General features: G+C 67.0%; 10 protein-coding genes. 5 read left to right on the top strand and 5 right to left on the bottom strand.

Translation table 11 applies throughout. From position 1 onward, the window contains the following. Positions 1-25: 25 nt before the first annotated feature. Positions 26-706 (bottom strand): hypothetical protein, encoded by a 681-nt coding sequence (locus tag ACYVF6_RS41135; RefSeq protein ID WP_460530657.1) that lies wholly within the window; start codon positions 704-706, stop codon positions 26-28. Positions 707-829: 123 nt separating this feature from the next. Then, complete coding sequence (locus ACYVF6_RS41140) at positions 830-1,213, bottom strand: VOC family protein (RefSeq protein WP_460530660.1); 384 nt, start codon at positions 1,211-1,213, stop codon at positions 830-832. A gap of 260 nt (positions 1,214-1,473) precedes the next feature. Here ACYVF6_RS41140 and ACYVF6_RS41145 point away from each other — a divergent pair, with 260 nt between their 5' ends. From ACYVF6_RS41145 to ACYVF6_RS41160, 4 genes are all read left to right on the top strand, one after another. Next, positions 1,474-2,082, top strand: coding sequence for a TetR/AcrR family transcriptional regulator (locus tag ACYVF6_RS41145; protein ID WP_460530663.1), 609 nt, complete (start codon positions 1,474-1,476; stop codon positions 2,080-2,082). 617 nt (positions 2,083-2,699) lie between these two features. Then, the gene (locus ACYVF6_RS41150) at positions 2,700-3,980 is read left to right on the top strand and encodes a phosphotransferase family protein (RefSeq protein WP_460531334.1); all 1,281 of its coding nucleotides are present in this window, start codon (positions 2,700-2,702) and stop codon (positions 3,978-3,980) included. 406 nt (positions 3,981-4,386) lie between these two features. After that, entirely contained in the window at positions 4,387-5,667 is a 1,281-nt protein-coding gene (locus ACYVF6_RS41155; protein ID WP_460530666.1) for an MFS transporter, read from the top strand. A gap of 139 nt (positions 5,668-5,806) precedes the next feature. Then, positions 5,807-6,319, top strand: a complete 513-nt coding sequence (locus ACYVF6_RS41160) for a hypothetical protein (RefSeq protein WP_460530669.1) — start codon at positions 5,807-5,809, stop codon at positions 6,317-6,319. On the opposite strand, the gene ACYVF6_RS41165 is transcribed toward ACYVF6_RS41160, so the two are convergent. Both ACYVF6_RS41165 and ACYVF6_RS41170 read right to left on the bottom strand, forming a co-directional pair. After that, positions 6,297-7,124 carry an alpha/beta fold hydrolase gene (locus tag ACYVF6_RS41165; protein WP_460530672.1) on the bottom strand — a complete coding sequence of 276 codons (828 nt, stop codon included), beginning with the start codon at positions 7,122-7,124 and terminating at the stop codon, positions 6,297-6,299. The two genes, ACYVF6_RS41160 and ACYVF6_RS41165, sit on opposite strands and share 23 nt — an antisense overlap. A gap of 480 nt (positions 7,125-7,604) precedes the next feature. Further along, positions 7,605-8,423, bottom strand: coding sequence for an alpha/beta fold hydrolase (locus tag ACYVF6_RS41170; protein ID WP_460530675.1), 819 nt, complete (start codon positions 8,421-8,423; stop codon positions 7,605-7,607). A gap of 296 nt (positions 8,424-8,719) precedes the next feature. Here ACYVF6_RS41170 and ACYVF6_RS41175 point away from each other — a divergent pair, with 296 nt between their 5' ends. Then, the gene (locus ACYVF6_RS41175; RefSeq protein ID WP_460530678.1) at positions 8,720-11,833 is read left to right on the top strand and encodes an AfsR/SARP family transcriptional regulator; all 3,114 of its coding nucleotides are present in this window, start codon (positions 8,720-8,722) and stop codon (positions 11,831-11,833) included. Positions 11,834-11,892: 59 nt separating this feature from the next. Here the strand turns inward: ACYVF6_RS41175 and ACYVF6_RS41180 are convergent, their stop codons facing one another. Beyond that, on the bottom strand, positions 11,893-14,019 hold the full coding sequence (locus ACYVF6_RS41180; RefSeq protein WP_460530681.1) for an ATP-binding protein: 2,127 nt from the start codon (positions 14,017-14,019) through the stop codon (positions 11,893-11,895). Positions 14,020-14,051 lie beyond the last annotated feature (32 nt).

Raw genomic sequence — 14,051 nt, forward strand, 5'->3', positions numbered from 1 at the left:
TCCGGGCCACCGAAACGATGCCGGGTTACGCCTTCGTCTGCGCCCGCTGTCGGTTTCGAAACCAGTCCATCAGCGCACCCAACGCCGCAAACACCGTGAGGATTGAGAGCACGGTCATCGAAGCACCAATTGACGGCTCAGCCGGAGGCGGATTGCTGAGCAACGAGAGAAACGGAGCGGCGATGATCGCGATGAACGCCAACAGGGTCAAATCACCCAGCAGCGTGCTCCTCACGCGGCGCCAATAAAGAATGGCCGCAGCGAGGAGAAGGCTCAGTTCGAGTGCGATCGTGGGCAACACGTATTGGCCAATGCCCAAGCCCAGCGTCACCGAGGAGCCGGGAGTCAACGGCAGAGCATGGTGGGTGAATACGTCCAGAAAAAAATGGGAAAAGACGGCGACACCGACGATCAGCGCTCCCGTCTTTGCATCCGGCACGCGGCGTTTGGTCAGTGCCCAATATAGGCCGGCGGAAACCGCGGAAAACACCGCGGCCCCCGCCAGGCTGTGACTGATGGGATAATGTAGAACGTAGGGGTCGGTCGCCGGAGCACCTTCAACGACCTCTGCACTTTCAATTCCAGCAATACTCAAACCAGCGTTCAGGAAATCGAGCGCCTGCACACTGAGGAGCACCCAACCAAGATTGAACTTAGGATATGCTGATTTTATTGCCAGACCAGCGGCATAATGACCCACAAACATTCGACTACCACCTTACGCTCCGTCCGGTGACCATGGCGGCCGGCTGAAGCTCGTCAACGCCGCACACCGTCGCGCATGCCCACGCTGCGATCACCCCGGCCTGTGGTGGTCGCGGTCCGGCGGTCAGCCGGCGCTCAGGCAGAACGGGTGACCGGCCGGGTCCAGCAGCACCCGCCACCCGTCGCCACCCGGCTGGTGATCCGGCCTGACCGCGCCGAGCCCCAGCGCCAGCTTCTCTGCGGCGTCAAGGTCCTCCACCTGGAGGTCCAGGTGGAACTGCTGCGGTACCTCCTGACCGGGCCACTGCGGAGGCCGGTATCCGTTGACTCGCTGGAAGCCCAGGTCGCAGCCCGAACCAGCGGTCAGGGCGACGAACCCGTCAGCGTTGTACCCGAACTCCATGCCTGTCAGCTCTTCATAGAACCCGGCCAGAGCCCGAGGATCGGCGCAGTCCATAGTCACGCCTCGCAACGTGGCGATCGGCATCGTCGACTCCTTCTCATTCATGTCCGCGGACTGTGCGGTGGCCGCAGGTGGTGATCCAACCGCACTGTCGAGGCCCCTCCGCTCAATTTCGGACCGGACAGCGCTGGTCCCGGGCTTCGGTCGTGCGCGCCGCTGCACCACCACCCCGGCGGGACGCCAGCGCGGGTGCCGTACTGATAGGCGCGGCCGCCCTGGTCGACAGAGAGGCCCCTCGTGGTCGGCTAAGCTGAGGCTGCCTCGGAACTATATCGAGGCCACCTCGACTTATCAAGAGGGTTACCGTGAACGCTGCGAACACGCCCCAACGCCGGATGCGTGCCGACGCCCGCCGCAACTACGAACGGCTGCTCGCGGAGGCGGAGGTCGCCTTCCGGGAGCGGGGCACGGAGGCGTCGCTGGAGGAGATCGCGCGCCGTGCCGGGGTGTCGATCGGCACACTGTACGGGCATTTTCCGACCCGGCAGGCGCTGCTCGAAGCGATGCTCCACGAGCGCATCGACCGGCTCGTCGCCACCGCGGAGGAGTTGCTCACGCACCCCTCGCCCGGCGAGGCCCTTGCCCGGTGGGCCCGCGCGATCGTGGCGCACATGTCCCCCTATCGAGGCCTGGCCACCTCGCTACTGAGTGGCCTGAAGGACGAGAATTCTGCGCTGTACCGGGCGTGCCAGCAGATGACCGCCGCTGGCGAGCGGCTGCTCGAACGAGCGCGCACGACGGGTCTCGTGCGGGCCGAGGTCGACGCCGCGGACATGTTCGCGCTCATCAACGCGGCTGCCTGGGTCCGCGAGCAGGTCCCCGCCGAGCAGGGCGACCGTCTGCTGGCGTTCATGCTTGACGGACTGCGCCCGGTGACCGGCGAGACTCGCCATCCCGCCGACCCTGGCCCGTGAGATCACGGGGCCACGGGGCGCCGAGAACGAGTGCTGGCCTCCCGCCCGGCTCGCCACCGCGAGTCGGCCGAGCGGGTCGTCGAGCGGGTGCTGCAGCGTGTCCAACTGGAGTAGGGGCTCCACACCCAGATTCCTCGGCGTGGAACACATCGCCACCACAAGCGGGTAGATCATGTGGGGCCCGGACATGTCGACGACACATCCACCAACGTCGGAGGCTCCTGGCCCGCTCTCGGTAGATGGAGGGTGAGTACGTCGGCCTGATGGCATGGTAGGTCGAGCGCGTTGTGACGTTGACGGGTGCCGGCTAACTGGCACCTGTTCCGTCGCCGCGACCAGCTCGCCGACTCAGTTCGAGCAGCCGGCAAGCCGTGGGTGATCACGCACGGCCAGATGCACGCGGCCAACATCGTTGACACAAGAGACGACACACTGCTCCTGGTCGATTGGGATTGCGTGGACCCCGTGGCCATTGAGCTCTACCGGCACATCGGACTTCTTTGGGCCATCTGCGCAGACACGGCACTCTTCCGGTCTCCGCATGCCGACAACGCGGATACCCGCCACGAGTGGAACAACCTCCAGGTCGCTCTGTCCACAGTAGACGCGTGGCCATCATGAGCAACGGCATTGCAGCCAACCCGATCGACACCTACGGCGACCGCTCCGTCCGCGTCGCGGACTGGTCGCAGATCACCCACCTGACCGCAGCGGCCGGATCGCTCACCATCCACGGTTGGACGCTGCACGTCGCCGACGACGTCCGGTTGTCGAACCTCCTACGGGTAGCTTGCTGCCACGCCAGGCAAGTTTTGGTTGGCCAAGAAAATCGATTGTTCTGTGCGGTTGAGGTCGCTACGTTGATTCCTTGCCAGCCTGTCCTGAGGAGCGCCGCGATCACCCAATCAACACCGTTCGTCGACGAGCCGGCTACCGATCCGGCGCTGCTGAGGACGCTGGCGGCCGCTGGTCTGCCAGCAACCGGGCGCTTTCTTCCAAAGGCCGGCTGGGTGAGCCGTGCGTGGGTCGGCGACGACTACGTCGTCCGACTGAACCGCGACGAGCGGCACCGCGACGCGTATCGCCACGAGGCTGCGGTCGTTGCCCTGCTCGCCGGCAGCGAGGTCCCGCACGCCCGGCACCTCGCCCACGGCGATAGCGCGGACGGGCCGTGGTACGTCTCCGAACGCCTGCCCGGCCGAACCCTGTACGACGTATGGCCGGCGGCGGACTCGCATACGCGCCAAGCAATGATAGAAAGTCTCGGCGCTGCGTTGCGCGCCCTGCATCGGATTCCTGTCCCGGCGGGCCTGCTGCCGCCTTGGCTGGCCGACGCGCTCGCCGGGAAGAAGCCGTGGGCTGCGTTCCATCCACCCGTGGTGAGTGCGGCGCTCCAGCTGGTCGAGGAGGCCCGGCGACTGCACGGTCATGACTCGCGCCTGCTCGCGGACGTCGCCGATTGGATCCAGGAGCGGCTCGCGTTGTTCGCCGCCGACGAACCCGTCCTCGTCCATGGTGATTTACATGGATCCAACGTGATCGTCGACCAAGGACGCGTCACCGGTATTGTCGACTTCGCGGAGGCGTTGGCTCAGCCAGCGGATGTCGAGCTCGATACCATCCTGCGCTGGTGCGCGAAGGCGCGAGAGTTCCCACCCGTACCCGACGAACGAGGGCTCGACGAGACCACCCTCACCGAGGTCCCCGGATGGCTGCGCGGCGCGTATCCGGAGCTGTTCGAGCGCGAGCATCTGCGCGAGCGGTTGAACTTCTATGACATGTACGGGGAGCTCGCGCTATACGTACACCACCCCCAGCCTGACGAACGCGAAGCGGCGCAGGACCGCATGGCTCGCCTGCTTTCCGGCCACAACTATCTAGATGGACTCGTCTGGTAGGTCGTCGGCTTCGACGAAGTGCCCTTCCTGCGTTCGGTCACGGCCTGAGAAGCACCCGCGGAACCGCGCGAGCTGCCGCGCAAGCAAGCATTGACGCCACATGGTCCACGCGGCGTGGATCGACACGCCTGCCAACTCGCCTCCGCCCTCGCTGGCGCCACTCATCGGTTCGGCGCCAGCGCGGCGCCAGATGCGATGTTTAGAGTGCTTTCCGCTAGCCAGAGGCCGGAAGGAGTCGTCACATGAGCATGCGTGACCGGGACCTGTAAGTGCTGGCTCAGTACGTCGGGTTCCTGACGCTGCCACGTCGGGAACCCGACGTACGCCCGTGCTCCGACGCCTTGGCGCACCGCGCGCGATCCGAGACACAAGGCGTGTGAAGCGATCGCGTGAAAGGTGTGTGCCGTTGTCTGACGCCGAGCCACCGCCTCCGCGGAGGCAAGCTTCGTTGTGGCGGAACCGGGACTTCGCGGCTTACTGGGTTGGGCAAACCGCATCGGAGTTCGGTACGCAGGTGACGTTCGTCGCGCTGCCGTTGCTGGCGGTGCTGACGTTGCACGCGTCTGTCGGGCAGGTCGGCATGCTGCGATTCGCGGAGTATTTGCCGTACCTGATTCTCACGCCCCTGTTCGGTGTGTGGGCCGACCGGAGTCGCCGCCGTCCGTTGATGCTGGGGTCGTACGCCGTCCGGGCGATCCTGGTCTTCTCGATTCCCGCGCTCATCGCCCTCGGCCTGCTGCGGATGCCTCTCCTGCTCGTGATCGTGTTCGTCGTCGGTGCCGGCGCCGCCTTGTTCGAAGTGTGCTGGTTGTCCTACGTTCCAGGACTCGTACCCGACGATCGTCTGGTGGACGCCATGGCCAAGTGCGCCACGAGCCAGTCCGCCGCCGAAGTCAGTGGCCCGGGCATCGGTGGGGTTCTCGTCCAGCTCGTCACCGCCCCCGTCGCACTGCTGGTGGACGGGGTGTCGTACGTGATCGGTGTCGCCTCCCTGGCTCGGACCAGGTACCGCGAGCCCGAACCCACTGTCGCGAGCACCGGCCGTCACGTGTGGCGCGAGCTCTACGAAGGCCTGCGGTTCGCCTTCGGGCAGCCTTACATTCGTCCCACCGTCCTGATGGCGGCGATCGGGAACTTCTTTCTCCTGGTCGCCGAGACGGTCTTTCTTGTTTACGCGGTACGCGACCTCCGGCTGAGCGCCGGCCTGATCGGCCTGATCCTCACCGCTACCGGTGCCGGCGGGCTGCTCGGCGCCGGCCTTTCCCACGCGGCCACCAAGCGATGGCCACTCGGCACGGTCATGGTCAGCACACGGATCGCCTGCGCGGTCGGCGCCGTCCTGCTGCCCGTCGCGGCGGGTCCGACCGTCCTCGTCGTCGCCGTATGTATCGCGAGCTTCTTCATCGTCCACGGCGGAATGTCGACATCCAACGTCCTGGTCTCCAGCCTTCGTCAAGCGGTCACGCCCGCACACATCCGTGGCCGGATGAACGCCAGCTGCCGAACCGTGGTGTACGGGGCGCTTCCGCTGGGAAGCCTCGCCGGCGGGATTCTCGGCGAGACGATCGGACTCCACGCGTCGCTCTGGCTCGCGGCAGTTGGCTACGCCACCTCGATCATCCCCGTCCTCGCCTCCCCGATCCCACGGCTGGGAGGCCTGCCGGAGCATCAGCGGTTGGAGACCTGACATGCCGCTGAGTGCCGGCCGGGGTGGCGTACACCGAGCCGGCACCCAGCGGTTGTCGGCGTTGCCGATTCGCGGGTGCGGCGCATCGCGCGCTACTCATGGATACGTCCGGCACGCCTTCAAAGAAAGGACGGCGAGTGTGACCACGACCGATACGGGCGATCATCGCGTGCGGTTCGACTTCGAAATCGACTTCGCCAACGGCGGCGGCATCCAGGGCCAGGGATTCCGCCTCGACATCGAAGGCGCGGACATCTCCGACGAGGAGCTCGCCGAACATCTCATCCGCGATCTCCGTCTGCTGATGGTCCGCGAGACGCGGATCCTCTCGCCGTCGGCTTCGACTCGTATCCTCGCAGCCGCACGCGTCGCCGAGGCTGCGCTCGCCGCGCTCGGCATCGCCCGCCGGGCCGGCTGTCGCAGGCTCGAAGGCCAGGCACTGGCCGCCCTCGCCGCGACCCGGCTGGCCCAGCGGCGATACGACGAAGCCGCCCGCGATGCCAAGGCAGCCTTGACGATCCACCTCGAGACCGGACATCGCCCAGGTGCCGAAGACGCCCACCACCTACTCGATCGCGCCCGCCCTGACGCACGCGGTTGTGTCTCCGACGGATGGGTGGTGCTGCCCGCTATTGCCCGTCGGCCGGGATGACTCGACCGCCCGCGTTGTAGATGGCGTCCCGGTCGAGAGCGACGCGCCGGTCCTGCCGCCGCACCGCGATGACAACGGCGTCGATGACCTGGGCGACCAGTCCCGGAACGTTGGCGGGCAGCATGTGGTCGGAGAAGTGCGTCACGATCAGGTGGCCGTCGTACCGAGCGGCCAGTTGGCGTTGGAAGTTCTGCCAGCTGTCGTCGACCTCCCGTGGGGACAACGGCGCGTAGCGTTCCGGATCGTTGACGTTCCAGCTGCCCAACGCGCGGGAGATGACCACGCAAACGGGGAACGGCGCCGCCGGGCCTTCGGCGTCGTACTCGGCCGAGCTCCCCACCGGATCGAAGTTGATCGCCTGCTCGTCGTAGCCGTCCAGCAGACAGCCGTTGGCCTGATCGCTGTCGCGCTGGAGCAGGTGCGGCTGGCTCGCGTCGAGCATGACGAGCCCGGCGGTGTCAGCTGGGAACAACACGCCATACCGTTCGACGATCATCCCGCCGACCGAGTGGCCGACCAGGACCCTCGGCGAGGGGACACCTGCCTTGTTCAGGAGGCTGTTCAGCTGATCGGCCGCCCAACCGGCGGTTCGCGGTTGCCTGGCGTCTTCTGGTGGGAGAGGATCGCTGACGCCAAGGGTTGGACGGTCGTACAGAACCACTGTCGTGCTTGTGGTGAGCTCGGCGAGAACCGGATCCCATTGGGTGTGGTCGAGGCCGAGCGCTGGTACGAACACCACCGGCGGATCGCCGTCGCCATGGGTTTGGATACCCAGCCGGCAACCGGAGACCTCGATCCTCTCCATGGCCCACCCGATTCCTCTGTGTTGTAACGCAATTACAGGGGTTGCCTGCGATTCTCAGTGATCTTTCGCACAGATCTCGCACATCCGGTCCTGCCTAGGACACGTCCTGGCCTCGGTGCTGGCGTTCCCAGGTCTCATTCCCACGACCTCGGTGAAGCAAGTGCTGAACGTGCCCAGTGAGGACCAGCCGACGGCGACTCCACATCCAAGGGCTGCGCGTACTCCCGGTCGATCCGGTCGCGGACCCGGCGCAGCCATGCGAGGTGATGCAGCTGCCGCTCCAAGGTTTGCCTGCTGGTCATCGCCGTGGCCAGCTACGAGACGAGAAGGAGCGGCCGGCCCGCTTGCGTAGCTACCTGGACGCGGCGGACGAGCAAGGTGATGGTCTCGCCGCGCAGATGGAGGCGCGCTTCGGGTTGGTCGGCCGGGAGAGCTTCGCGTTCGGCTTGGACTGCGTGTTCGATGGGTTCGCGGCCCGGTTCAACGGTGGTGGCCCACGCACACGTGCGCGAAGTCGGCGAGCATCGAGTTGAACCGATCGGGTTGTTCCCGGAACAGGGCGTGGCCGGCGATCTCGAACACGCTGAGCCGAGCGTCGGGAATCGCGGTTTTCAGGTAGGTCGCCGCGCCGACGCTGTCGCCGATCTTGCTGGCGCCGCCGGCGAGGACCAGCGTGGGCACGGCGATCGTCGGCAGCACGTCTCGCCAATCCTGGTTCAGGTGATCCCAGAACAACCGGGCCACGGAGTCCGGGTCGACGTCGCGCAGGTCGGCCAGTAGGTCATCCGCGTTCGGATCCCTTCCGGGCAGGCTGAACATGTCGCGGATCAGTGCCTCGCTCACGGCGTCCCAATCGTCCCGCAGGGCGGCCCGCATGCGTAAGCCCTCGTCGAGGTCGGCGACACCGTAGGCCCAGACCAGATCGTTGAGCAGCCGAGGCGAGCCCTCCACCAGCACGAGTCCGGCAAGCCGTTCCTGGCCGACGAGCTCGACCATCGCGAGGGCGACGGAGCATCCCATCGACCAACCAACAAGGACGACCTCGCGCAAGTCGAGCTGCTCGAGCAACTCGGCCAGATCCGCGCCGTAGCGGGAGATCCGGTGGCCGTGCCGCACCCGTTCGGAGCGGCCGACTCCACGGAGATCGGGCGAAACCACCCGGAAGCGCTCGGTCAGCGCCGCCTGGCGGCTCCACCAGTTGCGGCTACAACAGATCCCTGGAACCAGAACGACTGGAGCCCCCGCACCCTCATCGCTGAAGGCGATCGACACCCCATCCTGGGTCACAAACGTCGGCATCTCACCACGTCCCGGGTCAATCTTGAACGGAGGCAGGGGCGCCGGGATGGTGCATGCGGTCGGCATGGACGCCCCTGCCTCCGGCGGTGCTCACAGTGGGGGCGAAACAACCGCGCACCTAAACCCAGGCTGCCAAGTCGTGTGTACATTTCGCGCACACTCCGGCTTGGTTCCGGGTGCCGGCGCGATGTGCATCCGCCCAGATCGGCAGGTCACGCTCAGGTCGTCAGGTGTCACTCGAGGGTATCGTCTCAACTGGTTATGGTGCTGGAAAGACATGCCGGGGGTGGTGGGCTTTGAAGTTCCGGATCCTGGGACAGTTGGAGGTTTTCTGCCACGATAGGGACTTCGTCGACTTGGGTGCGCCCAAGCAGCGAGCCGCGATGGGCGCGTTGCTGCTGAACGCGAACCAGACCGTGTCCGCCGAACGTCTTATCGAGTCGGTCTGGTGGCGACCGTCCACGGCTGCCGCGGCCAATCTGCGGTTGTATCTCGCCGGCATCCGTCGCATCCTGAGACATCGCGGCGAAGCCGACTCTCGCCTGCAAACCGTGCGCGCGTCCGGCTACCGGCTCCGAGTCGAACCCGGCGAGCTCGATCTGGACACCTTCGACGCGTTGACCGAAGCGAGTGACGACGCGCTGCGAGCGGGACGCAGAGCCTCCGCGGCGGACAGCCTCGAGCAGGCGCTGAACCTCTGGCGCGGTCACGTACTCGACGGCGTGTCCTTCGGCCCCGCGCTGGAGCCCACAGTCATGCTCATCGAAGAGCGACGGATCGCAGCCACCGAACGCTGGGCACGACTCCGGTTCGAGTTGGGAGAGCCGGAGAAGACTGTCGGGCCGCTACGCGCTCTGGTGAGCGAACATCCTATGCGCGAGCGGCTGTGGGCCCAGCTCATGCTGGCCCAGTGCTGCTCCGGCCAGCCAGGCGAGGCGCTGGCCGCGTACGCCAAGCTGCGTACGATCCTGGTCGAGGAGCTGGGAACCGACCCCAGCCCGAAGCTGCAACGCCTCCACGAGCGCATCCTTCGAGGCGATACCAGCCAGCTCACCCTCGACCCAGCCACCCTCGACCCAGCCGCCGTCGGCGCGGACAGCAGCAGAGCCGGCGAGGACGCCAGGGCCCGTACGAACGCTCACCTGACCGGTCCCGCACCGGCGTTTCCCGACGTCCTCATGCAGTCGCACCAGCTGCCGGCGAGCACGAGCACACTTTGCGGTCGCGCCGGCGAACTGGCCAGGCTGCGGGATCTGCTCACGGATGGCAGGCGCGGACCGGTCGTCGTCGCTGTCGACGGCGTTGCGGGAGTGGGCAAATCCGCGCTGGCGCTCGAAGCCGCACGTCTGTCCGCATCGCACTTTCCGGACGGGCAGCTCTATGTCGACTTGCAGGGGGCGAGTGCCGACGTCGCACCGCTGCAACCGATTCAAGCCCTCGGGCGCCTGCTGCACACGCTTGGCGTTCGCCCGTGCGACGTGCCCGGCCACGAAGCCGAAGCCGCCGCACTGTTCCGTTCGCTCATGGCGCGCCGCCGGATCCTCGTGCTGCTGGACAATGCCGGTTCGATCGGGCAGGTACGCCCGTTGTTGCCCGGCGGACCGGACTGCGCTGTACTCCTCACCAGCCGCGAGTTGCCGGCCGGTCTCGGCGGCGCCGTGCGCGTACCCCTTGGTCTGCTCGCGCCGGCCGACTCGACAGCTGTGCTCGGCCAACTCTGCGGTCCTGAACGGGTGGCCGCCGATCCCAGTTCGGCCGAACGGCTCGCCGCCCTGTGCGGTCAGCTGCCGCTGGCTCTGCATGTCGCCGGCGCCCGGCTGGCCGCTCAGCCGGGCTGGTCGATCGCGACGCTGGCCGACCGGTTGGACGCCGCGCCGCGTCGTCTCGACGAGCTCGTGGTCGGCGATCTGGCCATCCGCTCCAGCCTCGAGCCCACCTATCAAAGGCTTTCCGAGCCGAGCCGGACGGCGTTCCGCAGACTCGGTCTCCTGCGCTCGGCCGACTTCCCGTCGTGGGCTCTGGCCCCGTTGCTGGACCTTCCGGCCGCCGACACTGAACGGCTCTTGGAGGATCTGCTCGCGGTGCATCTCGTCGAGACCTCAGGCGCGGGCGAGCTCCGCTATCACCTGCATGACCTCATCCGGCTGTACGCGCAGGAGCAGGCCGCGACCGATCCGCCGTGGGTACGATCCGCTGCTGCTCGCCGCCTGCTCGGCGCGTGCCTGAGCCTGGCGGAACAGGCTGAACACAACCTGTCCGCGGACTTCCTGGGTACGGCCAAACACTCGCCGAGGCGTTGGAGTCTCCCTCGAGCGACCATGGAGAAACTCACCGCCGATCCGAAACTGTGGTTCCAGCAGGAGTACGCCTTTCTGCTCGCCGCCGTCGACGACGGCCTGGACCACCGGAACACCGGTCTGGCCGGCTCGCTGGCGGCGGCACTGACGGCGTACTTCAGGATCGGCAACCACCTCGCCGACTGGTGGAGTGTGCAAGGTCGGGCACTGGTGGCGGCCAAGCTGACAGACGACCGGCACACCGCGGCCAAGCTGCACCGTGGTCTCGGCGAGCTGAACACGATCCAGGATCGCTACCCCGAGGCGATCAGACACTTCGAGGCCGCGCAGGAGTTCGAGACCGACGGCGATCCCAACCATGCGGCGGCAATCGCGTCCGGACTGGGAAACCTGTACCGTCTGCGCGGCGAGTACGGCCCGGCTCTCCACGCTTTCACCCAGGCGAAGGACCTCTCCAACAGGTCCGGCAACCTCAACGGACTGGCGCACGCCATCAGCGGGATCGGCGTCATCCGGCTGGAGCGGGGGCAGCTCACCGAGGCGGCCGACTGCTTCGAGACGTGCCTGCGGCTCAGTCGGCAGGCTGGATATCTGCCCGGAGAAGCAACGGCCCAGCGCGGCCTCGGACATCTCCAACGTCGACACGGGAGATATGACCAAGCCGCCCAGCACTTTCTCGCCGCGCAACGGATCAGCGAAGGAATTGGCGACCGGCTGGGTGCGGCGCACGCCGCCTGCTGGCTCGGTGAGATGCGCGTACGTCAGGGGCGGCCGGCCGAAGGGCGTCGCCTGCTCGCACGATGCCTTTGGACGCAACGCGAGTTCGACAACGCCTGGGGCGAAGCAGCGGCGCTCTGGGCACTTGCCACGGCCCAACTGGCCGCGGGACGGGCAGAGCTCGCACTTCGGCGCGCCGAGCAGGCGGTCGCGATCTGGCGACGTCTCGGATCGCCGTACTGGCTGGCAACCGGCATCGAGACCCTCGCCGACATCTGTGACGTGTTGGGGCAACGTGAGGCGGCGCGAGGCAACCGAACCGAGTCGGCAGGTCTGCGTGCGCGCCTGCGTCAGCAGGATGGCAACCCGAGCTTCTCCGTCGCTCGCATCGCATGACCGCATGCCGGCTTCGTGGCAACGGATTTGGCCCGGCCGGCGGCCGCCCGTTGCTGGCTCTACGGTCCGTCCTGCGTCGAGTTGAGCTTCGTTCGGACCTGATCGGCGTTGGGGTGATCCAGCTCGTCGAGAATGGCCAGCGCCTGCCGCAAGGTGAAGCCGGCCGTTCGGTGGGCGCCAGCGGATTCCTGGGTGTCGGCGAGGCATCTGAGCGTCTCGGCCTCGCGGTGACGATCTCCCAGGTCGTGTAGCAGCCTGAGCGCCTGCTCGTAGCAGACAATGGCTTGCCGGTCGTTCCCGAGGTGGTGGTGAACGTAGGCGAGACTGTCCCAGGTTGCTGCCTCGCCCTTGCGGTCACCGAGCGTTTGGAGCAGCTCGAGCGCGTGCTGGCAGGTGCTCAGGGCGCGCTGATAGTTCCCGAGCTGCGCTTCGCCCCAACCGATTCCGTTGAGGACCTGGGCCTGCATGGCGGGCTTGCCCGTAGCCTCGAACAGTTCGAGCGCCTTCCGAGCGTGGCCAAGGCCCGCTTCGTAGTCCTCTCGCATTTCCACGACCCAGCTCAGGATCATGAAAGCGTAGGCCTTGGCGGTGTCGTCACCAACCTCGTCGAACAGGGTGAGAGCGGCATGGAGGTGGCCCTCAGCCGCCTCCGGCCTGCGTTGATGAGCATGGGCGACTGCCAGGCCGACGTGGGCGTGCGCCTGTCCACGCACGCTGCCGGCCCGCTGCGCGCCCACCAGCGCGACTTCGTTGAGGTCGAGTGCGTCGTGGTCGCGCCAATGCCCGCGGAGATCGATGAAGTTCTCGAGGGCCCAGGCCAGTTGCCAGGCGTGTGAACCGAACCCGTTGTCGGCGGCGTGGACGACGACGGCACGAAGCGCGCGATACTCCGTGACGAACCACGCCAACGCCTGCTCACGATCGGCGAACTGTTCGCGGGTGACGCCGTGCACCGGTGGCGGAAGGACTAACGGTTCGCGATAGGGATCGAGGGCCAGGGCAGCGGCATGCGCCGTGTGCAGGTAGTAATCGAGCAACCGATGCATCGCCTTGCTCCGCGCCGGGTCTGCTACGTGCTCATGGAGCAGCTCGATGGCGTAGCTGTGGAGCAAGTCGTGGAAGGCGAATCGCCCGGCCTCCTCCTGAGCAACGAGATGCAGATCGGCCAACTCCGCGAGCTGCGCTCGTGCTCGTCGTACGGAGACGGCGGCGAGACTGGCGGCGGCCCGGGTCGAAATGCCGTGACCGGGATGCAGGGCCAGCAGCCAGAGCATCCGTTGAGCCTCGCCCGGCAGTGCCCGGAACGACGACGAGAACACCGCCCGAACGTTCGTGGCCGGGTGCCCGGCGTCCAGGGCATTCAGACGACCCGGATCCTTCGTGAGGTCGGCGACCAGGGCATCCAACGGAAGGGTTCGGGAACCGGTGGCACGGGCGGCCGCGACGACCAGTGCCAGGGGGAGTCCAGCACAAAGCCTGATCAGCTCGGCTGTGGCTTCGGGTTCGGCAGTCGTTGGCTGTGTGCCGGCATAGCGGCGCAGCAGATGGTGTGCCTCACTGTCACTGAGCGGGTCGAGGACGAGCGAGTATGCGCCGTGCTGGGCGATCAGGCCGGTCAGCTGGCTCCGGCTGGTCACGAGTGTCAGACAGCTCGGGCTTCCGGGCAACAACGGGCGTACCTGAGAGGCGTCCGCGGCGTTGTCCAGCACCACCAACATCCGCCGATTCGCGATGAGGCTGCGATACAAGGCGGCCTGAGCGTCGAGGCCGCTTGGTATCCGCTCGGGCGGAACCTCGAGCGCATCCAGGAAGTGGCGAAGTGCCTCACCAACCGGTATCGGCTCAGCACTCGGATCGAACCCGCGCAGATTGACATACAGCTGACCGTCCGGAAAGCGATCTGCCGCATGCGTCGCCCACTGCACGGCCGTCGCGGTCTTGCCGATCCCGGCGGTCCCGACGATCGTGATGATTGCCGCCGGCCCGGCGCCATCACCGGAGCCGGCCAGCTCGTCGAGATTCTTCAGCTCGGCCTCCCGGCCGACGAAAAGCCGCACCGCCGCAGGCAGTTGGCGCGGTACGTTCGCCGGCGGGTCGATCTGCCGGTCTGCCCCCCGTGTCGTCATAGGCTTGGCCTTCTGCCAGGTGTCAGCAGCCGTCGGATCGGGCCGCTCGACGGCTGCCACGTTCTTCTCAGTCCGCGAAGGACGATGCCAGC

The organism is Flindersiella endophytica, assembly GCF_054779015.1.